We start from the raw sequence: 19,740 nt of genomic DNA, 5'->3' as shown, positions 1-19,740 counted from the left end.
TACGCCGCGTCAGGCTTCGTTACCTGCAGCAACAGAAGCGGGGCGGGCGCGGCCGCCGGCCGCCCACTGTTTCAGCTTCTCCAGCTGTTCGCTGGCTGTGCGTGAGAGAGGGATCAGCTGGGAGGCGGCACCAATCAGATCCGGTTCCGTCAATTCACGGTTGTCGGCAAAGGCCAGGTGCATCGCCTCGATCACGGTTTGCTCCAGCTCGGCTCCAGAGAACCCATCACTACGGCTCACCACGGTCGCTAGGGGAAGCTTCAGCCCAGGTCGTCTCTGTTCCAGATGCAGCTGAAGGATGCTGTTGCGTTCAGCGCTGCTGGGCAGATCAAGCATAAAAATCTCATCGAAACGCCCCTTGCGCAGCAGCTCTGGTGGAAGTTTCTCGACGCCGTTGGCCGTGGCGACGACGAACACCGGTGACTGTTTCTCCGCCATCCAGGTGAGCACGTTGGCCAGAACCCGCTGGGTTGTGCCGCCATCGCTGCGGCCATCTCCCCCGAAGCCCTTGTCGATTTCATCGATCCAGAGCACGCAGGGCGCCATCGCTTCAGCGCGTTGGATCATTTCGCGGGTGCGTGCCTCGCTGGCCCCCACCAGACCTGCGAACAGACGCCCCACATCCAGACGAAGCAGGGGCATGGACCAACTGCAGGCGATCGCCTTGGCGGTGAGTGACTTCCCTGTTCCCTGGGGGCCAACAAGCAGCACCCCACGGGGGAGAGGCAGTCCGAAGCGCCGCGCATCTTCCGAGAATGCCCTGTGCCGTTGTTGCAGCCAGGTTTTGAGACCCTCGAGGCCACCAATGGCTTCCGTGCCCGCGTCGCTGCGGCAGAACTCCAGCACCTCACTGCGGGCAATGGTCTGGCGTTTTTCCTCGAGCACGTCTTGAAGATCGTCCGGCCCCAGCTGGCCGCGGCGGGCCAGGGAGCGGGCAGCGACCTGGCGAACCCGCATCTCACTGAGCCCACTGCAGGCCTGCGCCAGTTCATCCAACACATGAGCTGGGAGGGGACTGCCGCTGCTGGTGCTGATGCTGCTGATCAGTCGGCGCAGGTCGTCGTTGTCGGGAAGGGGGAGATCCAGAAGGGTGAGGCTTTCTTCGAGATCGCCTGGGGGTGTCCATTGCCCACAACACAGCACCAGAGTGTGTGGTGTTGTGCGTAGCGATCCTTCGAGATTGCGCAGCATCCGGGCGACGCCAGGGTCATCGCAAAAGCGATGAAAATCCTTGGCGAGCAGCAGGGTCGGACTGCCCGCATCCCGTTGCTGGAGCCACTGCAGCATGGCCATCGGTTGACGACTTCCCTGGCCATCGGCATTCACCGGCCCGCTGATGCCATCAATGAAATTCCAGCAGACCAGCTGGCGTGCAAGTCGCTGAGCGGCTTCTCCCAAAAGGCTTTCAACCCGTGCTTCCTCGTTGCTGCGGACCCAGATCAGTGGCGTGCGTGCACGGACCAGAAGGTCGATCTGGTGTCCCCAGGCTGCACTGCTCATTGCTGCTCCAGCCGCTGTTGGAGCTGTTGAAGGGCCTGCCAGCGCGGATCAACCTCCTTCGATGTGGAGTCTGAGGTCACGGGCGTTAGGTTTAAGCCAGGTGGTCCTGGACAGTGATCACCGCAGTGATTCACGACGGGCAGCATCAGATTGAGCTGCTCGAACGCCCATTGCTGGGGATCGAATTCGCCGCGTGGATCGAGAACATCCACCAGACCTTCCATCTCGGCGACCTCTCCAGAATGCTCTAGCTGGTCTGCCGTTGGTGGGGCTGCGCCCAGCCAGATCAATTCAGAGGGGGCGCAGCTGAGGTTTTGATTGAACTGGTTCAGACAGCGATCACAACAGAGGGTCACGATCGTGCTGAGTTTCCCCTGAACCGCCAAGACGTTGCCGCGGTGCTCTGCAGAGACATGGCCTCGTACTGGTGTGAGAGAGGGGAGCTGATCGAGCTCTCCCTCAACCTCCCAGACCTTCGGTGTGCCCAAGGCCCGGAGCTCCTGGAGGGGAACAGGCTCCAGTGCCTCGATCACTTGCCCTTCGGTTCAAACGGCAGCCGTGAACCGCCCGAAGTGGCCGAAACCGTCACCGTTTTCTGAGCCATCTGCTGGTCCAGGATTTTCTGAAGGTTGTCGGGCAGTGCCTCTTTGCTGAGGATGAAGGTCTGCAGTGCCTGGAACACGTTGGCGATCAGCATGTAGAGCAGAACGCCGGCCGGGAGTGGGAAGAACAAAAACATTCCCGTGATCATCACGGGGGTGATTTTGTTGGCTGTGGACTGCTGGGGGTTGGCAGGCATCCCCATGCCCGACAGCAGTTGGGAGATGAACAAGGTGATGCCGAAGCCGGCAACAAGAATGGCGATATCCCAATTGATTGCACCATCGGCATAGAAGCCGACCTGGCCCAGGGCTTTGATGAACAGGAAGCCGCTGCGGGCTGCCAGGCCTGGAATCTTCGCTTCAACGGTGGCATCGCCGGCGGCGATTGCCTTGATCGTGCCGTCATCGCTGACGCTCACGATGTCATCACCCTTGGTCACTTCCCACCTCGGGGCGAAGCGTCCAGAGTTTTCAACGCCGGTGAGAACGTCACTGAAGGCTCGACCATCCTTCGTGTGAAGGTTCACCATGGCACTGTCGCCAACGCCTATTTTTGTGCCCCGGGGCAGGCTGGCAATCACCGGAACGTGGTCGGTTTCGCTAATGAAGATCGAATGGCTGGCGCTGTTGAACGGCTTGGGTTCAACCGCAGCGATCTGGTCCGCCGGCATCACCTTCATGTTCAAGGTGTACGGAACGTCCGCGAACGGCGAACCCCGCAGCGTTGCAAACAAAGCGAACAGGATCGGCATCTGCACCAACAGCGGCAGACATCCCGCCAGGGGGCTGCCGAACTCCTTCATCACATTGCCCAGTTCCTCTTGCTGCTTCTGAGGGTTGTTGGCAAACCGGCTCTTGATTTCAGCCTGTCGTTTCTGAATCACGGGCTGAGCGATACGCATGCGCCGGGCGCTGCGAATCGATCCTGCGCTCAGGGGATAGAGCGCGATCCGAATGACGAGAGTGAGGGCGACGATGGCCAAGCCATAGCTGGGCACCAATCCGTAGAAGAAGTCCAGGATTGGAATCAGCAGGTTGTCGGAGATGTATCCGATCACGTTGAAGAAACGGGGGGGCGGGACGTTGTGAGGCCAGTGTGCATGAACAGCTGCACTCAGGCGGCGAAACCTTCAGTCGATTTCTGCTGGGCATTTGCAGCCCGGCTGCTGATTCGCTCGAGGATGTAGGCCTCCACCTCCCGGAAACGAGGCATCGAGCGCATTTCGAGCCTGGCGCCATCCTGGAGAACCAACACCATGTCTCCCCAGGCGCCAAAGCCTCTGGGAACGGTGCGGACCTCGGTGATCTGGGAATAAACCACTTGGGTTTTGTCTTTTCCCATCCAGCCGCCCGTCACCGAGATCCGGCGACTGGTGATGCGGAAGCGCAGCCACAGGGCACGCACAACGGCGCCGATGGTGAAGGGAAGACCGATCAGCGTGAAGCCGAGCAGAATGTTGAAGATCAGGTCTCCGCGGGCTGGTCCACCGTCGTAGTGGACATCTTCCTGAATGCTGGTCATGGATCCAGTCCGGCGCTTCTCAGAAGACTGTCGCATTCTTCGAGCAACTGTGTGGGTTCGGCTTCCGCGGCTTCCGGACGAAGGCTGATCAAAAGCCAGCGCCCTGCCAGATCGCTACGTCGTTCGAAACGTCGACGCAGGTGAGTGTGCAGAAGTCGCCTGAGACGGTTTCGCTTGACGGCGCGCTTGCTCACCTTGCTGCTGATCACCAGAGCGCAGCGACAGGACTGATCCTGGATGCCCCGCAGCTCTCGACGAAGCAGATTGGAGTCTCCCGCGGCAACGCGCAGAACCATCAAGGTTCCGTGTTGGCGCTTTGAGGATCGGTGCAAGCGGTTGAAGCATCGATGCCCGCGCAATCGCATGGAGGCGGGAAGGACCATCAACCAATCCTGTTGAGTGGGGTCGAAGACGGGATGAACCCCCTGGATTCATCCCCAACGATCAGGCTGCGAGACGAGCGCGGCCGCGTTTGCGACGTGTACGGATCACGCGACGGCCGGTGTGGGAGCGCATGCGTACACGGAAACCCGAGACGCGCTTCCTCTTGCGGCTTGTTCCTCCGAGGGTGCGCTTAGTCATGGACGTCTCCTGGCTACCGGCCGATCTGAATCTGGGATTTTATCAGTCAGTCCACATCAATCAGCCAGCTGCCGCGGTAGCCGGACATCGGCACATCTCCGGGAGCCTGCACCAGGGCGTTGAACTGATACATGCGCTTCCCCTGGGGATTGAACAACTTGATGGAAAGCGAGTAGTCGCCGTCTGAAGGCAGCGGTGTGTCGGGGAAGACTTCAATCGCTGTCTGGTCTTCGTTGACCTGGATGACGGCTGGGATCTCTTCGAGGCACTTGCTCCGGCTCATCATGCCGCCAACGGTGGTACGGCACAGGCGCATGCGGTGGGGTTTCAGCTTGGAGTCGAAGTAGTCCGGCACGGTGACGGTGAGTTTGAGGATCGCTGTCTTGCGGTCTTTTTCACGCAAGGTCAGAAACCATTCAGAGCGGTCGCTCTCGATGTTGGAGGTCTGGTAGTAGTACAGCTTGCGGTAGTCGCGGTCCGTGTCCCAGCGGAATTCCATCAGGCCAGGAGTGCCCTGTGCGTTCGCGGTCTGCTCTGAAATGCCGGTCAGTGTTGAGCCAATCAGCAGGGCCGCTGCAGTGCCGGCTCCAGCGAGCAAACGTCTTGTAGTGGAACGGGCCATAGGAAACGTCTCGTTAAATGGGATTCTCCTGAGTCCAATCGCTGGGCGGTGAATTCAGGGGCCGGAGGGTGATCTGTCAGTTGTGACCAGATCTATCTGGTCGTAGCCGCTGTGCGTCGCCTTGATAGGGGTGCATGGGCGTCTGGTCCTGAGGAATCCAGGCGTGGGCCAGAACACGGATGCAGCGAGGGAGATCTCCTTGGACGGCCATTTGTTGGCAGTCGAGCAAGGCCACCGTGTCCCAGCCGGGGCGTCGCCGGGCGATGGCGGCTGGGAAGCAGGCGTCCAGGTCGGCTGTAACCGAGAAGGTCACTGAAACCAACTGGTCTGGGGTTAGCCCATTGCGATCCACCAGGGCGTCCATCAACGCGCTCACAGCGGCTTTGATGGCGACCGTGCTGTTCTCCGTGCAGGTGGTGGCCCCACGCAGGCCTCTCAGAACGAGGGGAGAGCTGGTCATGGGCGGTAAAGCCAGAGCACCTGACCGCTTCCCATCAACTCGAGCGACAGGCGCTGCTGAAGTTGATGCAAGAGCTGGGATCCCGGCAGCAGACCGCTGAGTTTTCGGCGTTGTTTGCCCAGGGTGACGGGACGGATGTCGTCCTCGTCGAGCTCTACCAGCTTCGCCGCGAGGCGCCGGGCATGGTCTTCGTCCCCGAGTTCATCAACCAATCCCAGGGCCTGCGCCTGTTCACCGCTGAACACCCGTCCATCGGCGAAACGCTTCACCGTCTCCACCTCAAGGTTTCGCCCCTTCGCCACAACGCCCACAAATTGGCCATAACTGCTGTCGATGAGTTCCTGAAGCAGAGCGCGTTCCGCATCGCTGAGCGGGCGATCAGGGGAAAGGATGTCCTTGAACGGACCACTCTTCACTGTGTCGAAGCGAATTCCAATCCGTTCGAACACCTTGGAGAGGTCGTTGCCCCGCAGGATCACACCGATTGAACCGGTGATCGTGCCTGGATTGGCAACGATCTTCTCCGCTGCGACGCCGATGTAGACACCACCGGAGGCGGAGATGTTGCCAAAGCTGGCCACCACGCGACAGCCCTGTTCTCTGAGCCGCAGGAGGGCCGCATGAATTTCCTGGCTGTCTCCAACCGTGCCGCCTGGGCTGTCAATTCGCAGCAGCAAGGCTGGAAATTCCCTCTGCTTCACCTCCCGCAGAGCTTTCAACACCCGCTGCCGGGTGGCACCCGTAATGGGGCCGTCAACAACGATGCGAGCCATTCGTCGTCGGGATTTGCGCCGCCAGGGCCAGAACATGTTGCGCATCTGCATCACTCCAGATCTTAAAAAGAGCACCCAAGCGCCCATTCATGCCGTCACTGCGACTCTGGTTTCTGATGGTGCTGCCCTTCGCGCTCTGGGGAACCGCCATGACTGCCATGGCTCCTTTGCTCGATAGCGCTGGCCCATGGCTTGTCGCTGGCTTGCGACTGGTCCCAGCAGGTTTGGCCCTTCTGCTCTGGGGGCAGTGCACCGGTCGTGGCCTGACGATCGATTCGCGCGACCTGGTTTGGTTCGTCCTGTTCACCTTGGTGGATGCCACCTTGTTTCAAGGGCTTTTGGCGCGGGGGTTGGAGGGGACTGGTGCGGGTCTCGGTTCTGTCTTGATTGATTGCCAGCCTCTGCTGGTGGCCTTGATGGCTCGCGTTCTGTTCACGGAGTCGATCAATCCCATCGGCTGGATGGGGCTGGCCATTGGTCTGGCAGGCATCGTCTGCATCGGTTTGCCCGCTGAGCTGCTGGGTCACTGGTGGCTGCTGGCTGACCCGCCATTGGTGCAGCAGCTGTTTCAGCCCGGCGAGGGCTGGATGTTGCTGGCGGCCGTCGCCATGGCCGCTGGAACGGTGTTGATTCGCTTTGCCTCACGCCACAGCGATCCGGTCACCGTGACGGCATGGCACATGTTGCTGGGGGGACTTCCTCTGCTTTTGGTCCATGCCCTGCAGCGAACTGATGCTGGTCTGGCCTGGACGGCAACAGACTGGACGCGTATGGGCTACGCGAGCCTTCTCGGAAGCGCTTTGGCCTATGGGCTGTTCTTCTGGTTCGCCAATCAACGCGATCTCACCAGTTTCAGCAGCCTGGGATTCCTGACACCGGTTTTCGCGCTGGCCACCGGAGGTTGGTTGCTGGGCGAGCGCCTTGATCTGCTCCAGTGGATTGGTGTTGTGATGGTGCTGGTGTCGGTGATCTTCGTGAGTCAAAGGCGAAGAATCTGGGAGCCGCTGTCGATCACGGACGCCTCTTCATGACGGCTGCTCCGCTCCATCTCGTCGTTGTCAACACGCCAATCGGGGCCCTCGGCAGTGGCGAGGGAGGTGGTGTGGAGCTCACCCTGCGATCGCTGGTTCAGGGGCTAGTACGGCGTGGTCACAGGCTTACCGTTGTGGCCGCCAAAGGCTCAACACTTCCCGACGATTGCAGCGGTGTTGAGTTGCTGGAGGTGGAGGGTGTGAATCAGCCGAGCTGGCAGCACGTCGCAGAGCTTGCACCGGTCGAGATTCCCCGCAATGGTCTTTTGCCTGCTCTTTGGGAGACCGCCCTCGATGCAGGTCAATCAGCCGATGCCGTGATCAACGGTGGCTACGACTGGCTGCCGATCTGGCTGACGCAACGGGTCAGCGCCAAGCTCTTTCATCTCATCAGCATGGGGGATGTGGCTGCGGTGATGCGCGATGTGATCGAAGCCGTCGCCGCCTGGGACCCGCACCGCCTCGCTTTCCATACGCAACGCCAGGCCGCTGATTTTCAGCTGCCAGCTCCCGCCAATGTTGTGGGCAACGGATTTGACTTGGCCAACTACACCTTTCAGACGCAGACGAATGGCCCCCTGGGCTGGGCGGGGCGCATCGCTCCGGAAAAGGGGCTGGAGGATGCGGCTGCTGCGGCCGCTGCCCTAGGAGAACAGCTTCTTGTTTGGGGGTTGCGAGAGGATGAGGTCTACGCCCGGCAGGTGCAAGCGAGTGTTCCTGAAGGCACGATCGATTGGCGCGGTTTTCGATCGACCACAGAGCTTCAGCAGGAGTTGGGGCGCTGCCGCGCTCTGGTCAACACACCGAAATGGAATGAGGCCTACGGCAATGTTGTGGTGGAGGCCCTGGCCTGTGGTGTTCCGGTTGTCGCCTATGACCGCGGCGGACCGGGGGAACTGATCTGTTCAGGCCGCACGGGCTGGCTGGTTCCTCCCGACGATGTTGACGCTCTTACGGAGGCCTTGCGACATGTCGGCAGCATTGAGCGCTCCGCCTGCCGCAGCTGGGCTGAGGCCCATGCCTCCTGCGAGGTCTTTAGCCAGCGTGTTGAAGCCTGGATTCGAACAGGACTGATGGCGGATGTCAGCATCACCCCCAGGCGCTGAGAGTTCCTTGTCGGTCAATGTTTCAGGACGACAGCGACACCAGGTTCTGGCGTTTGTTCTGGCCCTGGGACTCGTGATCACGCTCTGGGGGCTGGGATCCACCGGCGTCGTGGATGAAACACCGCCATTGTTCGCCGCAGCGGGGCGGGCCATGGCCGACACCGGCGACTGGCTGACGCCTCGGGTCAACGGCTTGCCTCGTTTCGATAAACCGCCCCTGGTGTACTGGCTGATGGGGTTCGGTTACGCCCTCCCCGGACGTGAAGTTTGGGATCCTCTCGGAAGTTGGGCGGCACGACTTCCTTCCGCCTTGGCCACGGTCGGGCTGATGCTTGGCATCGCCGATACCTTGCTGCGCTGGCCGTTCCCCGGTGATGCGCGTCCCCGCTGTACAGCTCTGATTGCATCGCTGGCATTTGCCTTCTCGCCCCTGGTGCTCGTCTGGAGCCGCACCGCGGTGAGTGATGCCCTGCTATGTGGCCTGCTGGGTCTCAGCCTGTTGCTGCAGTGGCGTCGTTTTGCCGCCCCTCAAGAGGTGGCGTGGTGGCCGGCTTGGGTGATCCTCGGTTTCGCGGTTCTGGCCAAGGGGCCGGTCGCTGTTGTGCTTTCAGGACTCGCTCTGCTGATGTTCGCAGCGTTGCGACGGGATCTCGTTCAACCCTGGCAGAGGCTGCGACCGTTGCCTGGGTTGCTGCTGACGGCCCTGATCAGTCTTCCCTGGTACGTCCTAGAGCTGCTGGTGGAAGGACAGCCTTTCTGGGACAGCTTTTTCGGCTACCACAATCTTCAACGGTTCACGTCCGTGGTGAATGATCACCTCCAGCCTTGGTGGTTTTTCGGCCCGGTAATGCTCGTGGCTGCGCTGCCCTTCACGCCATACCTGTTGTTGGGGCTGGCGCGGGTGCCTCGATCGCGGATTGCACCGGAGGATTCATTGCAGCAATTCGCTGCCTGTTGGCTGTTGGCGGTTCTGCTGCTGTTCACCACAGCAGCCACAAAATTGCCGAGTTATTGGTTGCCCGCCACCCCTGCGGCGGCCCTCCTGGTGGCCCAGGCCACGCTGGGCTCATCGCGTTGGCAACGGCTGGCCTGGGGCACCAGCCTGGCTCTGATCGCCGTCCTGGCTGGTGGCTTTTGGCTGGGATCGCTCTGGGTTCCGCTGATCGACGATCCAGAGATGCCGACGTTGTCGGTGGATCTGTTGGCCAGTGGTCTTTTGGGGCATGCCGCCATCTGGTTCAGTGCAGCAGCAACTCTTGGGACGTTGCTGCTGCTGCAGCGACGCTCCGCTGGTCAGGCGTTGCTGGCCATGCAGGCCTGCCTGCTGGGCTTTCACCTCACGGCTCTGGTGCCGATTGCCGAACTTGCAGACCGTCTGCGTCAGCGTCCGGTCCGCGACGCTGCAGCATTAATGCTGTCGCAACAGCGCAGCGGAGAACCAATGGCCATGGTTGGCGCCATGAAGCCTTCGCTGCACTTCTACACAAGACAGGTGATCTTGTATGAGGGGCAATCCGATGGCGCCCTGGTCAACATTGCGGATCGCCTGGCCCATGAACAGCGGCGGGGATGGCGGGGATACCCCCTCGGCAGCCCGGGTGCATCCAGCACCGTGCTGGTGCTGATCGATCGCGGGACGGCACAACGTGATCACTGGAGCGACCTGCAACCTGAGCGGCTGGGACGCATTGGGATTTACGACGTGTGGCGTCTGGACCGCAGTCGCCTTGAGCAACGGGCAAGAACCCTGCAGGACGAAGGTGTTGAGGCCGACTGGCGAGAGCCGCGTCCTGAGCGTTTCTGAGCAGTAGAGCTCTATGACTCAGACAACGTCTGACGGTGGCAGAACCCGCAGTGCCCCCAGAGCTTCATTTCGCCGTTGGGTGCCGGTCTACCGCAGTCAGGGCAGGCCCCCATGCCATGGACATCCGTGCGACTTGGATGTTGGGCCCAAATGCTGGCTTCGCTCTCCAGAACTGGGGCTTTATTGGAATGGTGTTGCTGGATGCGCAGATCACGCACCGCATGGCCGGCTTGATGCAGGGCGCTGATCAGTTGGGGGCGGTTGTAGAGGAGAGCCTGGCGCCATTGGGGATGGCTGGCTCCCACAGTCAGCACTCCACGTTGCAGCGATAAGGGGCGGCAGTGAGGAGCCAGTTGGGCGCCTGCCACCCGGGGCCAGTCCTGCCACAGCGCGGCCAGATGATCGTCTTTGCGCCACTCCCTCTGAAGCGCGCCCAGACAGGTTTTCAAAGGTTCTGCAGGCGGCGGGGGCGCTGATTGGAGCAGTTCCAGGCCCGGGAGACGCCGCCGTTGGGAATCAGGTGCAACCGCCATCAATTAATCCTAGGCAGAACCGTTGCGAGAACCTCGCTAATCTCAGCGCGTCTGAGGCCAAGTAATGGGTTTCTTTGATCGGCTGAGCAGGCTGGTTCGCGCCAATGCCAACGCTGCTGTCAGCGGTATGGAGGACCCGGCCAAGATCCTCGACCAGTCCGTCTCCGACATGCAGGCGGATCTGGTCAAGTTGCGTCAGGCCGTTGCTCTCGCGATTGCAAGTCAAAAGCGTTTGACCAACCAGGCTGAACAGGCCGCTGCCCAATCGAAGACCTGGTACGAGCGTGCTGAGCTGGCTCTTAAAAAGGGTGAGGAATCCCTCGCTCGTGAAGCACTCACCCGTCGTAAGACCTTCCAGGAGACGGCGACGTCACTGACATCCCAGGTGCAGGCCCAAGACGGGCAGGTGGAATCCCTCAAGAAAAGTCTGGTCGCCCTCGAAGGAAAAATCGCCGAGGCCAAGACCAAAAAAGACATGCTCAAGGCCCGAGCGCAGGCCGCCAAGGCTCAGCAGCAGCTGCAGAGCGCCGTCGGCAACATCGGCACCGATTCAGCCATGGCTGCCTTCGAGAGGATGGAGGAAAAGGTGGAGGCCATGGAGGCCACCGGTCAGGCTGCGGCTGAGCTGGCTGGATCTGATCTTGAGAGCCAGTTCGCAGCCCTGGAAAGCGGTGGTGGCGTTGATGAGGATCTCGAAGCGTTGCGCGCTCAGCTGAAGGGAGGCCCTGAAGCGGTCGCTCTGCCGGCGGCCGATGCGGCCGAGGCTGTGAAGCCAGTGCAGGTGGAGGAAGTGGATGCCGAGCTCGAAGATTTGAAGCGATCCATCGACAAGCTCTGACCATCCGGGGAAAGTCATCCGGTTTTCCATAGGATCGGTTCAGTCATTTGAGTGCCTTGGCTGGAGCTGTTGCCGATTTCACCGACGCTGGTTTTGAAAGTGAAGTGCTGAAGGCTTCCGGCACTGTCCTTGTGGACTATTGGGCTGCCTGGTGTGGTCCCTGTCGACTGATCGCCCCTCTTATGGATTGGGTCGCTGATGCCTATGGCGATCGCCTGAGCGTTGGCAAGATCGAAGTTGATGCCAATCCGAAGACCCGTGACGCCTATCAGGTGCAAGGGATTCCCACGCTGATCCTCTACCGCGACGGTGAGGTGGTGGCGCGGCATGAAGGTGCCATTGCCAAAGCGCAGCTGCAGTCCTTCCTGGATGCCAACCTCTAAGCGGCTCGCGTCGCTGGGCAGCGCCGTTTTCGCCCGCGTTGATGCTGCCAAGCATGCTTACCGGGTCCAGGCGTCGTCATCTGCGCGTCCAGATCTGGTGGATCTCTCCATCGGATCGTCCGATCTACGGCCACCCACGGCCCTGCTCGAAACGATGGCCTCAGCGGTCATGGACCCCAGCAGCGGTTCCTATTGCCTTCAGACCGGTCTGAGGCCTCTGCATGCCGCCGTCTCGGACTGGTGTCGCCATCGCTTCGATGTTGCTGTGGATCCCGAGCAGGAGGTTCAGTTCCTGGTGGGATCCCAGGAAGGAACCGCCCATCTACCGCTGGCGGTGCTCGATGCAGGTGACGCTGCCCTGCATCTAGACCCCTGTTATCCGTCCCACACCGGTGGGCTGCATCTTGCGGCAGCAAGAACCAAGGCCTTGCCGCTTTCCCCGGAACAGGACTGGCGACCGGATCTGACGGGACTTACCTCCTCGCTCTGGGATCAGCTCAAGTTGTTCGTGCTGGGCTATCCCCACAACCCTTCAGCCAGGGTCGGGGATCAGGAAGACCTCAACCAAATCATGGCCAACGGTGCCCGGCACGATGTGGTGATTGCTCACGACAATCCCTATGTCGATCTTGCCCTGGATGGGCAGCCTCCCTGCCTGTTGCAGGCTCCGAACTGGAGGACGTCCGGCATTGAATTTTTCTCCCTGTCAAAGGGCTGGTGCCTAGGAGGGTTCAGGCTGGGTTTTGCGGTTGGTGCAGCGCCAGTGATTGCCGCATTGCGTCGCACCAAGGCTGTCATCGATTTCAATCAGAGCCTGGCTCTGCAGCAGGGTGCGATCCAGGCGTTGCAAGCCTTCCCTGATTGGCCGCAGCAGTTGCATCCGATCTATCGCGAGCGCAGGGATCGTGTGGTGGAGACCCTCACGGCACGTGGATGGTCGGTTCCCTGTCCAGAGATGGCGATGTACCTCTGGTTCCCCTTGCCTGCTGCGGCCCGTCGTCAGGGCTGGAGTGATGAGGATGCCGCCAGGGAACTGCTCCAGCGCAGCGGTGTCGCGCTGACCCCAGGGTCGGGTTTCGGTGCCGGCGGCCGCCAGTGGCTGCGTATGGCGCTGGTACGGCCCGTCAACGAACTGGTGGAGGCCGCATCGCGTCTTGCGGATGCAATGGATGGCTGATCGATGGATGACCAAGCATCGACGCCCTCAACGGGGTGGTGGTCGTTTGATGGCGATCTACCGCCGTATCGCAGGTGCATCAGCGCGCCCATGGACCATTCGTCGGGTGCCTGTGTGCAGCAGTACAGAGGACTTGCTGGCGGTTTGGTTGCGGGATCAGCCCTCGTTGACGGGGCCGCGCGCTGTGATCGCCACCCACCAGCGCAGGGGAGTTGGCCAGTTGGGTCGAACCTGGCTTTCCCCTGAAGGTGGTGTCTGGATCAGTGCCGCTTTGCCTTGGAGGAGTCATGCATCTGGTCAAGCCGGTCTCCTTGGCTTGGCGCTGGCACTGTCAGTGACGCAACGGCTTGAGCGGCGGGGCCTTTCGATTCAGATCAAATGGCCCAATGACCTGTTGGTTCAGGGCCGCAAATTGGCCGGTCTTCTCCCGGGGGTGGTGCAGCGTGGTTCCCAGCTGCGTTTGCTGCGCATCGGACTGGGCCTGAATGTGCGGAATCCTGTTCCTGGCGAGGGCATTGCCCTGCGGAGGCTTGAAGGGCAGCAGGCTGCGGATCCGATCCGTTGGACAGCGGAGGTCCTGCTTGCCTTGGATCACTGCCACGGCCTTGGAGGCGATGGTGCCTGGTGCATCGATGGAGTTCAGGCCCGTCTCTGGTCGGATCAGCTCCTTCATCCTCAGGATGGTCAGATCTGGCAAATCACTGGTCTTGAAAACGATGGTGCTCTTCGGTTGCGTCAGGGTTCAAGGACCGAAAGCTGGCGACGCTGGCCCTGAGTTGCGCCGCCGTCCATAGGATTTGTCCTAGACGATGTCTCATCCAGTGTTGAGCTGGTTAGCGGCGATCTGGATGCTGATCCCATCAGCGGCTGCTCAGGGTTTTGACCAGTCTCTTGATGCTCTGGAGCGCCAACGGGTGATCACTCCCCAGGAGCGCAAGATGCTCCAGCGTGGTGGTGCTCCAGCGGTTCCCATGGGCCGCAGTCGTTTCGAAGACGCCTGTCGCAGTGGGGCTCTGTCGCGTCGTGAGTGTGCCTCCGGTGTGGCTAGGCGTTCGCCTGGGGCACCGTCCTCTGCCCGTGTTCGCTTGATCCCCTCCAAGCAGCCGCTGCGTATTCCCGTGTCAGCGCTTCTCGCCCGCGATGGCGGCAGATTCCGGTTGGAATCCGTCTTTGCGGTCACGCCGCGTCCTCTGCCAAGCCCTGGAAACGGCGATAGCCGACTGCTCTTCCCTGTTGCTGGAGACGCCTTCAAGAGCAGTGGGTTTGGCTGGCGTCTGCATCCGATCCTGGGGAGTTGGCTGATGCATGCCGGTCGGGATTTCGCGGCACCTGAGGGGACTCCCGTCGTGGCGGCTCTCTCCGGCCAGGTTTTAACCAGTGGTCTTGCGGGGGGCTATGGCGTCGCCATCGAACTGGAACATGCCGATCCATTGCGTCGCACGCTCTATGGCCACCTCTCGGAGATCTACGTACGACCCGGTCAGCAGGTGCGTCAGGGAGAGGTGATTGGACGCGTTGGCAGCACAGGCCTAAGCACGGGTCCGCATCTGCATTTTGAGTTGCGCACACCATCGCGGGCTGGTTGGCAGGCCGTTGATCCAGGGGATTTGGATTTGTCCTCTGTGATGAGTCTCGAAAATGATCCTGTCTCGGTGCTGCTTGGCCAGGTGTTGCGAAGCCTTGAACGGCAGCAGCCCTAAGGGCACCTGAGCGAAACAAAGTTCTCAGCTCGATTGTTCCCTGAGGATGAATCCAACGCCGCGGACGGTATGGATCAGGGCTGGAGCATCGTCCAGTTCGACTTTTTGACGCAGATAGCGGATGTAGACATCGAGGAGGTTGTCGTCTCCATAAAAGTTTTCTCCCCAAACCCCATGCATGATCTCCTGACGTTCCAGCACCCTGCCGGCACCTCGCATCAGGAAATTGAGCAGGTCGTATTCCTTCACGGACAGTTTGATGGCTCGATCTCCACGTTTCACATCCCGGGTCCGGGTGTTCATGGAGAGGTCGGCGACCTGGAGAACTTCGTTGACGTCGGATCCATTGGCAGGCCCTGAGAACGTTTCAGCGCGGCGGTGCATGGCACGCAGCCGTGCCATCAATTCGTCGATGGAAAAGGGTTTGACCAGGTAATCATCAACCCCGGCATCCAGAGCTTTGACCCGATCGGTGATTTCGTCGTGCCCCGTGAGCATCAGGATTGGGATGGTGATTCCCCCGGCTCGGATGCGCTGACAGATGTCGATGCCGCTGAAGTCCGGCAAGTTCCAATCAAGGATGATCAGGTCAGGAGCAGGTTCGGAGCGGCTGCGGATCAGGCCGGTCGCTCCATCAGAAGCGACATCAACGTCGTACCCCTCAACATCAAGCTCCAGACGAAGCAGATCGGTCAGTTTGTGTTCGTCGTCAACAAGAAGGACACGGAGACGGGGCTGGGATTCCAGTGACATCCGGCCTCAAAACCTCATTCCACTCTAGGCACAGAAAGTAATTTCAAAGATTTTGTCCCTACATTGAAATCGGCTGCTTTTCGCTATGTCGTCACCAGGAGCCTGGACAGAGGATCGAATCCGAGCACTCCGAGAGCAGGAAGACCTCCCGTTTGTTCGTGCTGATGCTTCGGGAATCGTGCAGGAAATCAACGAACCTTTTAAGGCCGTTTACGGCTGGACCGAAGCAGCTCTACTCGGTCAATCCCTCGGTCTGATCCTGCCTCCAAGCTTTCGCGATTCTCATCACGCTGGGTTTGCTCGTTTCAAACTGACGGAGGTGTCGAAGGTGCTGAATCACCCGTTGAAACTGGCAACGTTTTGCTCGGATGGGCATGCCATTGAGAGTGAACATTTCATCGTGGCTGAGAAACACGATGACGGCAGCTGGTCGTTTGCAGCAACGCTGCGACCTTTGATGGAATCGTGCTGAGATGAGCCGTCTGGCATGAACAGCTCAGCCTCCTCTTCTTCATCCTCGAGGGACAGTGAACTGATCGCGCAACTGCGGCAGTCCCTTGGAATGCTGCAGGTCGCTTTCGATGCGGCCAGCGAAGCCATGGTGATCGTCGATGTGGATCGCAGGATCCACTGGGCCAATCAAGCCTCTGCTGAACTGTTCGTGGGAGGGGTTCCTATTCAGGTGGTGAATCAAACCCTGGCTGATGTTCTGAAGCTCAGGCCCTTGGATGCTCACGCCAAAACAGCTCTTCAGCTGTTGGATCCTCAGATGCCTTTGCCGCGAACCTCTGGAGAGAGTCGTTGTCATGTGCTGTCTCGGGATGGAGATGGATCACAGGTGCAGTTGTTGCGTTGGCGGCCGGTCGAGTTGATTCAGTCGTCGTTCCTGTTGCTGTCGTTGCGCGACCTCAGCCCCGAGGAACGGGCCCTGGTTCAGCAGCAGCGCTTCATGACCGATCTGACCCATGAGCTGCGCACGCCCCTGGCGATCGTGAGCGGAAATCTGCAACGGATGGCTCGGTTGAAGAACCTTTCCAACGCAGTGAGCTCCCGCCTCACGATGGCTCGAGAGGAAATGGCCAGGATTCAAAAGTTGATCGGTCATCTCTCGCTGCTAACGCGCCTGGAGGTGGATCCGGATCTGGTCTGCTGTGGCGACCACCCCTTGGGGCCTCTGCTTCAGCGCTGGTATGACGCCTCCCGGGAGTTAGCTCCGAATCTCAAGCTGCAGGCTCTGGAATGCGGGGATGACGTGGTGGTCCAAACCGATCCAAGGGCCTTGATGCTGGCGTTGGATCAGTTGCTCGACAACGCCTGTCAGCACGGCGATCGATCCATGCCGATTGAGCTCACCTTTGCTGGGGGCGATGGGCTGGACCACTGCATCCTGGAGTTCACCAGTCAGAGCCTTGATGCCCCTGTGCCTTCCGAGGCTCTGGAACGGTGGTCGTCACCTTTTTTCCGGGGCAAGCCTGACCGGGATGGGGACAAGGTGGAGGGCCCTGGATTGGGGCTCGCCTTGGCGCGCGAACTGGTCAGTGGGTGTGGAGGAATGCTGACCCTCCACCAGCAGCCCTCATCGCAAGGAACATCCACGATCGTGCGGTTGCTTCTCAGGCTCAGGGCATCGACGGCATCCGGAGCAGTTGAGGCAGTTGTTCGAACAGATCCGGCTTGAGCACGTAGGCCTCTGCTCCGTTGGAGAGAGCCTCTCGTCGCTTGTCGTCATCATTGAGAGCCGTCACGATCACCACCCTCCGGGCTGCTCCTGAGGCTGCCTTCAGCTGCAGCTGTTTCAGACAGGTCAAGCCGTCCATGCCCGGCAGCATGAGGTCCAACAGCACCAGATCAAACCTGTCGGAGCCTGCTGCGTCGAGGAAGTCTTCTGCGGAACCGAAGCTGAAGCAGTCGTGCCCCTCATCGGTGATTTCAGCGCAGATCAGTTGCTGAATGCGCGGGTCATCCTCAACGAGTGCAACACGAAGAGCCTTAGGGGTCTCTTCCATTACTGCTGGAGCACTGCACCCATTGTGGTCATCACTTGAGCACCCGACCATCCTGGAACTGCGCAATCCGCTGCGCTCGGGCCGCAACATCGTCCTCATGGGTGACCATCACCAAGGTGATGCCCTGCTGGTGAAGTTCATCAAACAGCTCCAGCACCTCGGCGGTGGTGCTGGAATCAAGGGCGCCAGTGGGTTCGTCCGCCAGCAGAAGGCTGGGGCGATTGATGATGGCCCTGGCGATGGCAACCCGTTGCTGCTGACCTCCGGACAGCTGGTTGGGCTTGTTCTCTAGACGCTGCGCTAGGCCAACGCGGCTCAGGGCCGCTTGGGCGCGCTCAATGCGCTCGTCCTTCGGAACTCCCGCGTAGATCATCGGCAGCATCACATTCTCCATGGCGCTGGCATGACCAAGGAGATGGAACTGCTGAAAGACAAACCCGAGCGAGCGGTTACGGACGTCCGCTAGCGCATCGTCGTCCAACTGTTCCACGGCCACTCCATTCAGCCGGTAAGACCCACGAGTGGGCCGGTCGAGACAGCCAAGAATATTCATCGCCGTGCTTTTGCCGGATCCACTGGCTCCCATAACCGCCAGGTAATCCCCCTCGCGGACGGTGAGATTCAGTTGATCAAGTGCTTTGACCTCGAGATCACCGGATCCATAGATCTTGCTGATTTCATTGAGTTCAGCGACTGCCGCTTGTGATCCCTTAGCCAAGGCCTTTCAAGCTGGACAGAGCGATGGCTTGCTGCAGCAGTGGTGTGCCTGAAACTGCTGTGTTGGCCCACTGGAAGAGGGGGTTGGAGAGGATCCCTCCAACAGCGGTGATCGCCACACACCCAATCAGAGCAACACGCAGAGGCTGCATGCCCATCAAGGACCAGTTGACCTCTGGGTAGGCCTTAACGACATCGGAAGCTTCTTGGGGCTCCTTCACCACCATCATCTTGATGACGGAGATGTAGTAGTAAATCGAGACCACAGAAGTGACCAGGCCGACCACCACCAACAGGTATTGGTGGTTCGCCCAACCGGCAAAGAACAGATAGATCTTTCCGAAGAAACCAAGCATCGGTGGGATTCCACCCAGGGAGAGCAGACAGAGGCTCAGGCCAAGAGTGATGAGGGGATCTTTTTGGTAAAGACCGGCGTAATCCGAAATCCGATCACTGCCCGTACGGATGGAGAAGAGAATGATGCAGGCAAAGGCCCCGAGGTTCATAAACAGATACGCCGCCATATACAGAACCATCGCGGCGAAACCGTCTTCGGTGCCGCAGACCATGCCGATCATCACGAAGCCGGCCTGGCCGATGGAGCTGTAGGCCAGCATTCGCTTCATTGAGGTCTGTGCCAGAGCCACCACGTTTCCGAGGGTCATGCTCAGAACGGCCAGCACTGTGAACAACAGCTTCCACTGGCCATCGAAGGCACCAAAACAGCCAACGAGGATGCGGAGAGCCAAAGCAAAACCCGCAGCTTTGGAGCCCACGGACAGGAAAGCCACCACAGGGGTTGGAGAGCCCTCGTAGACGTCTGGAGTCCACTGGTGGAAGGGAACTGCAGCGATCTTGAAGGCAACTGTGGCCAGCACAAATACCAATGCCAAGGCGGCGAGAGGAGTGGTGCTGGTCTGCAGGGCGAGTCCGATGGTGTCGAGGCTTGTGCTGCCGCTTAGGCCGTACAGCAACGAGGAGCCATAGAGAAAAACAGCCGCAGCTGCCGAACCCACCAGTAAATATTTGAGCGCTGCTTCGGAGCTGCGGGCATCCCGCTTCATGTAGCCCGACAGCAGGTAGCTGGCCACGGAGAGCGTCTCCAGTGAAATGAACACACTCACCAGATCTGTTGCGCCGCAAAGCAGCATCGCCCCGAGTGTGGCTGCGAGAAGGATGGCTGCGTATTCGCCAACAGGCGTACCGCTCTTCTCGGCATAGCGCCAGCTGATCAGCAGCGACAGCAGGGTGGACAGGGCGATGACAGCCCTGAAGGCCACCGCAAGGTTGTCGGCGAGAAAGGCCCCGAGGAACGAGGGCTCTAGGGGAGCATTCCACTGCAAGGCCAGCAGGACAAGGGAGCTGCCCAGGCCGAGATAGCAAATCGGGGGTACCCAACGTGTGGCGACCTTTTCACCGGCCAGGTCCACCAAGAGGGTGGCAATCATCGCCAGCAGCACTGCGCCTTCAGGCAGTACTGCGGAGGCATTGAGAGAGAGATTCAGCAGCTCACCAGGGGCGGCCATGGCCTGGGTGGCGAGAAGGAATGCACCCATGTCGGGCATGGCAGCCTGGAACCGTTGCGCTGCGGCGACTGTAGCGGCGCTTGACGCGCAGACGGACATGCAGAG

At 60.3% G+C, this 19,740-nt stretch carries 24 protein-coding genes; 10 read left to right on the top strand and 14 right to left on the bottom strand.

The window, feature by feature from the left end; all coding sequences use genetic code 11:
* Nucleotides 1–9: 9 nt before the first annotated feature.
* The 9 genes from FZZ92_RS08620 to sppA form a co-directional block, all read right to left on the bottom strand.
* A complete protein-coding gene (locus FZZ92_RS08620) occupies nucleotides 10–1,500 on the bottom strand; it encodes an AAA family ATPase (RefSeq protein WP_226398325.1) in 1,491 nt (496 codons plus the stop codon).
* Nucleotides 1,497–2,033: a DUF177 domain-containing protein gene (locus tag FZZ92_RS08615; protein WP_226398324.1), complete on the bottom strand. Its 537-nt coding sequence runs from the start codon at nucleotides 2,031–2,033 to the stop codon at nucleotides 1,497–1,499. The genes FZZ92_RS08620 and FZZ92_RS08615 overlap by 4 nt, the downstream gene beginning before the upstream one ends.
* Complete coding sequence (gene yidC, locus FZZ92_RS08610; RefSeq protein ID WP_115024119.1) at nucleotides 2,030–3,160, bottom strand: membrane protein insertase YidC; 1,131 nt, start codon at nucleotides 3,158–3,160, stop codon at nucleotides 2,030–2,032. The genes FZZ92_RS08615 and yidC overlap by 4 nt, the downstream gene beginning before the upstream one ends.
* A gap of 56 nt (nucleotides 3,161–3,216) precedes the next feature.
* The gene (locus FZZ92_RS08605) at nucleotides 3,217–3,624 is read right to left on the bottom strand and encodes a PH domain-containing protein (protein WP_115024118.1); all 408 of its coding nucleotides are present in this window, start codon (nucleotides 3,622–3,624) and stop codon (nucleotides 3,217–3,219) included.
* A complete protein-coding gene (locus tag FZZ92_RS08600) occupies nucleotides 3,621–4,007 on the bottom strand; it encodes a ribonuclease P protein component (protein WP_115024116.1) in 387 nt (128 codons plus the stop codon). The genes FZZ92_RS08605 and FZZ92_RS08600 overlap by 4 nt, the downstream gene beginning before the upstream one ends.
* A 61-nt stretch (nucleotides 4,008–4,068) precedes the next feature.
* The gene (rpmH, locus tag FZZ92_RS08595) at nucleotides 4,069–4,206 is read right to left on the bottom strand and encodes a 50S ribosomal protein L34 (protein WP_115024114.1); all 138 of its coding nucleotides are present in this window, start codon (nucleotides 4,204–4,206) and stop codon (nucleotides 4,069–4,071) included.
* Nucleotides 4,207–4,252: 46 nt separating this feature from the next.
* Nucleotides 4,253–4,828 (bottom strand): DUF2808 domain-containing protein, encoded by a 576-nt coding sequence (locus FZZ92_RS08590; protein WP_226398323.1) that lies wholly within the window; start codon nucleotides 4,826–4,828, stop codon nucleotides 4,253–4,255.
* Nucleotides 4,829–4,904: 76 nt separating this feature from the next.
* Nucleotides 4,905–5,288: a chorismate mutase gene (gene aroH / locus FZZ92_RS08585; RefSeq protein WP_226423001.1), complete on the bottom strand. Its 384-nt coding sequence runs from the start codon at nucleotides 5,286–5,288 to the stop codon at nucleotides 4,905–4,907.
* Nucleotides 5,285–6,097 carry a signal peptide peptidase SppA gene (gene sppA, locus FZZ92_RS08580; protein ID WP_226423018.1) on the bottom strand — a complete coding sequence of 271 codons (813 nt, stop codon included), beginning with the start codon at nucleotides 6,095–6,097 and terminating at the stop codon, nucleotides 5,285–5,287. The genes aroH and sppA overlap by 4 nt, the downstream gene beginning before the upstream one ends.
* Nucleotides 6,098–6,150: 53 nt before the next feature.
* Here sppA and FZZ92_RS08575 point away from each other — a divergent pair, with 53 nt between their 5' ends.
* From FZZ92_RS08575 to FZZ92_RS08565, 3 genes are read left to right on the top strand one after another with little or no spacing between them, the layout of a single operon-like run.
* Nucleotides 6,151–7,092, top strand: coding sequence for a DMT family transporter (locus tag FZZ92_RS08575; protein WP_226398322.1), 942 nt, complete (start codon nucleotides 6,151–6,153; stop codon nucleotides 7,090–7,092).
* A complete protein-coding gene (locus FZZ92_RS08570; protein ID WP_226398321.1) occupies nucleotides 7,089–8,198 on the top strand; it encodes a glycosyltransferase in 1,110 nt (369 codons plus the stop codon). The genes FZZ92_RS08575 and FZZ92_RS08570 overlap by 4 nt, the downstream gene beginning before the upstream one ends.
* Nucleotides 8,173–10,002 carry a glycosyltransferase family 39 protein gene (locus FZZ92_RS08565; protein ID WP_226423000.1) on the top strand — a complete coding sequence of 610 codons (1,830 nt, stop codon included), beginning with the start codon at nucleotides 8,173–8,175 and terminating at the stop codon, nucleotides 10,000–10,002. Before FZZ92_RS08570 ends, FZZ92_RS08565 begins: the two co-directional genes overlap by 26 nt.
* Nucleotides 10,003–10,013: 11 nt before the next feature.
* Here the strand turns inward: FZZ92_RS08565 and FZZ92_RS08560 are convergent, their stop codons facing one another.
* A complete protein-coding gene (locus tag FZZ92_RS08560; RefSeq protein ID WP_226398319.1) occupies nucleotides 10,014–10,535 on the bottom strand; it encodes a DUF721 domain-containing protein in 522 nt (173 codons plus the stop codon).
* Nucleotides 10,536–10,599: 64 nt separating this feature from the next.
* Between FZZ92_RS08560 and FZZ92_RS08555 the strand changes: the two genes are divergently transcribed.
* From FZZ92_RS08555 to FZZ92_RS08535, 5 genes are all read left to right on the top strand, one after another.
* Nucleotides 10,600–11,373: a PspA/IM30 family protein gene (locus FZZ92_RS08555; protein WP_115024103.1), complete on the top strand. Its 774-nt coding sequence runs from the start codon at nucleotides 10,600–10,602 to the stop codon at nucleotides 11,371–11,373.
* 56 nt (nucleotides 11,374–11,429) lie between these two features.
* Nucleotides 11,430–11,756: a thioredoxin gene (gene trxA, locus FZZ92_RS08550; RefSeq protein ID WP_170952152.1), complete on the top strand. Its 327-nt coding sequence runs from the start codon at nucleotides 11,430–11,432 to the stop codon at nucleotides 11,754–11,756.
* The gene (locus tag FZZ92_RS08545; protein WP_226422999.1) at nucleotides 11,743–12,933 is read left to right on the top strand and encodes an aminotransferase class I/II-fold pyridoxal phosphate-dependent enzyme; all 1,191 of its coding nucleotides are present in this window, start codon (nucleotides 11,743–11,745) and stop codon (nucleotides 12,931–12,933) included. The genes trxA and FZZ92_RS08545 overlap by 14 nt, the downstream gene beginning before the upstream one ends.
* A gap of 7 nt (nucleotides 12,934–12,940) precedes the next feature.
* Nucleotides 12,941–13,708 (top strand): biotin--[acetyl-CoA-carboxylase] ligase, encoded by a 768-nt coding sequence (locus FZZ92_RS08540; RefSeq protein WP_226398317.1) that lies wholly within the window; start codon nucleotides 12,941–12,943, stop codon nucleotides 13,706–13,708.
* A 73-nt stretch (nucleotides 13,709–13,781) separates the two neighbouring features.
* Complete coding sequence (locus tag FZZ92_RS08535; RefSeq protein ID WP_226423017.1) at nucleotides 13,782–14,633, top strand: M23 family metallopeptidase; 852 nt, start codon at nucleotides 13,782–13,784, stop codon at nucleotides 14,631–14,633.
* Nucleotides 14,634–14,657: 24 nt separating this feature from the next.
* Here FZZ92_RS08535 and FZZ92_RS08530 read toward each other — a convergent pair whose 3' ends face one another.
* Complete coding sequence (locus FZZ92_RS08530; protein WP_115024099.1) at nucleotides 14,658–15,386, bottom strand: response regulator transcription factor; 729 nt, start codon at nucleotides 15,384–15,386, stop codon at nucleotides 14,658–14,660.
* Between the two features lie 85 nt (nucleotides 15,387–15,471).
* On the opposite strand from FZZ92_RS08530, the gene FZZ92_RS08525 reads away from it, so the two are divergent.
* Nucleotides 15,472–15,858 carry a PAS domain-containing protein gene (locus tag FZZ92_RS08525; RefSeq protein WP_115024097.1) on the top strand — a complete coding sequence of 129 codons (387 nt, stop codon included), beginning with the start codon at nucleotides 15,472–15,474 and terminating at the stop codon, nucleotides 15,856–15,858.
* 15 nt (nucleotides 15,859–15,873) lie between these two features.
* Nucleotides 15,874–17,064, top strand: a complete 1,191-nt coding sequence (locus FZZ92_RS08520; RefSeq protein ID WP_226422998.1) for a PAS domain-containing sensor histidine kinase — start codon at nucleotides 15,874–15,876, stop codon at nucleotides 17,062–17,064.
* Here FZZ92_RS08520 and FZZ92_RS08515 read toward each other — a convergent pair.
* From FZZ92_RS08515 to FZZ92_RS08505, 3 genes are read right to left on the bottom strand one after another with little or no spacing between them, the layout of a single operon-like run.
* Nucleotides 17,006–17,392, bottom strand: a complete 387-nt coding sequence (locus tag FZZ92_RS08515; RefSeq protein ID WP_115024093.1) for a response regulator transcription factor — start codon at nucleotides 17,390–17,392, stop codon at nucleotides 17,006–17,008. The genes FZZ92_RS08520 and FZZ92_RS08515 overlap by 59 nt on opposite strands.
* A 31-nt stretch (nucleotides 17,393–17,423) precedes the next feature.
* Complete coding sequence (locus tag FZZ92_RS08510) at nucleotides 17,424–18,110, bottom strand: ABC transporter ATP-binding protein (protein ID WP_115024092.1); 687 nt, start codon at nucleotides 18,108–18,110, stop codon at nucleotides 17,424–17,426.
* Nucleotides 18,103–19,674 (bottom strand): NAD(P)H-quinone oxidoreductase subunit N, encoded by a 1,572-nt coding sequence (locus FZZ92_RS08505; RefSeq protein WP_115024090.1) that lies wholly within the window; start codon nucleotides 19,672–19,674, stop codon nucleotides 18,103–18,105. The genes FZZ92_RS08510 and FZZ92_RS08505 overlap by 8 nt, the downstream gene beginning before the upstream one ends.
* Nucleotides 19,675–19,740 lie beyond the last annotated feature (66 nt).

This window comes from Synechococcus sp. MU1611 (assembly GCF_020514255.1).
Lineage (GTDB): Bacteria > Cyanobacteriota > Cyanobacteriia > PCC-6307 > Cyanobiaceae > Parasynechococcus.
This window is presented reverse-complemented; position numbering and strand designations above follow the sequence as displayed.

What these genes read in the sequence shown, in the direction of transcription:
- FZZ92_RS08620 (WP_226398325.1), bottom strand. Translation starts at nt 1,500, where the DNA reads ATGAGCAGTGCAGCCTGGGGACACCAGATCGACCTTCTGGTCCGTGCA.
- FZZ92_RS08530 (WP_115024099.1), bottom strand. Translation starts at nt 15,386, where the DNA reads ATGTCACTGGAATCCCAGCCCCGTCTCCGTGTCCTTCTTGTTGACGAC.
- FZZ92_RS08535 (WP_226423017.1), top strand. Translation starts at nt 13,782, where the DNA reads ATGCTGATCCCATCAGCGGCTGCTCAGGGTTTTGACCAGTCTCTTGAT.
- FZZ92_RS08565 (WP_226423000.1), top strand. Translation starts at nt 8,173, where the DNA reads ATGTCAGCATCACCCCCAGGCGCTGAGAGTTCCTTGTCGGTCAATGTT.
- FZZ92_RS08540 (WP_226398317.1), top strand. Translation starts at nt 12,941, where the DNA reads ATGACCAAGCATCGACGCCCTCAACGGGGTGGTGGTCGTTTGATGGCG.
- FZZ92_RS08520 (WP_226422998.1), top strand. Translation starts at nt 15,874, where the DNA reads ATGAACAGCTCAGCCTCCTCTTCTTCATCCTCGAGGGACAGTGAACTG.
- FZZ92_RS08515 (WP_115024093.1), bottom strand. Translation starts at nt 17,392, where the DNA reads ATGGAAGAGACCCCTAAGGCTCTTCGTGTTGCACTCGTTGAGGATGAC.
- FZZ92_RS08555 (WP_115024103.1), top strand. Translation starts at nt 10,600, where the DNA reads ATGGGTTTCTTTGATCGGCTGAGCAGGCTGGTTCGCGCCAATGCCAAC.
- FZZ92_RS08600 (WP_115024116.1), bottom strand. Translation starts at nt 4,007, where the DNA reads ATGGTCCTTCCCGCCTCCATGCGATTGCGCGGGCATCGATGCTTCAAC.
- FZZ92_RS08570 (WP_226398321.1), top strand. Translation starts at nt 7,089, where the DNA reads ATGACGGCTGCTCCGCTCCATCTCGTCGTTGTCAACACGCCAATCGGG.
- FZZ92_RS08575 (WP_226398322.1), top strand. Translation starts at nt 6,151, where the DNA reads ATGCCGTCACTGCGACTCTGGTTTCTGATGGTGCTGCCCTTCGCGCTC.
- FZZ92_RS08605 (WP_115024118.1), bottom strand. Translation starts at nt 3,624, where the DNA reads ATGACCAGCATTCAGGAAGATGTCCACTACGACGGTGGACCAGCCCGC.
- FZZ92_RS08560 (WP_226398319.1), bottom strand. Translation starts at nt 10,535, where the DNA reads ATGGCGGTTGCACCTGATTCCCAACGGCGGCGTCTCCCGGGCCTGGAA.
- FZZ92_RS08545 (WP_226422999.1), top strand. Translation starts at nt 11,743, where the DNA reads ATGCCAACCTCTAAGCGGCTCGCGTCGCTGGGCAGCGCCGTTTTCGCC.
- FZZ92_RS08505 (WP_115024090.1), bottom strand. Translation starts at nt 19,674, where the DNA reads ATGCCCGACATGGGTGCATTCCTTCTCGCCACCCAGGCCATGGCCGCC.
- sppA (WP_226423018.1), bottom strand. Translation starts at nt 6,097, where the DNA reads ATGTTCTGGCCCTGGCGGCGCAAATCCCGACGACGAATGGCTCGCATC.
- FZZ92_RS08525 (WP_115024097.1), top strand. Translation starts at nt 15,472, where the DNA reads ATGTCGTCACCAGGAGCCTGGACAGAGGATCGAATCCGAGCACTCCGA.
- aroH (WP_226423001.1), bottom strand. Translation starts at nt 5,288, where the DNA reads ATGACCAGCTCTCCCCTCGTTCTGAGAGGCCTGCGTGGGGCCACCACC.
- FZZ92_RS08590 (WP_226398323.1), bottom strand. Translation starts at nt 4,828, where the DNA reads ATGGCCCGTTCCACTACAAGACGTTTGCTCGCTGGAGCCGGCACTGCA.
- rpmH (WP_115024114.1), bottom strand. Translation starts at nt 4,206, where the DNA reads ATGACTAAGCGCACCCTCGGAGGAACAAGCCGCAAGAGGAAGCGCGTC.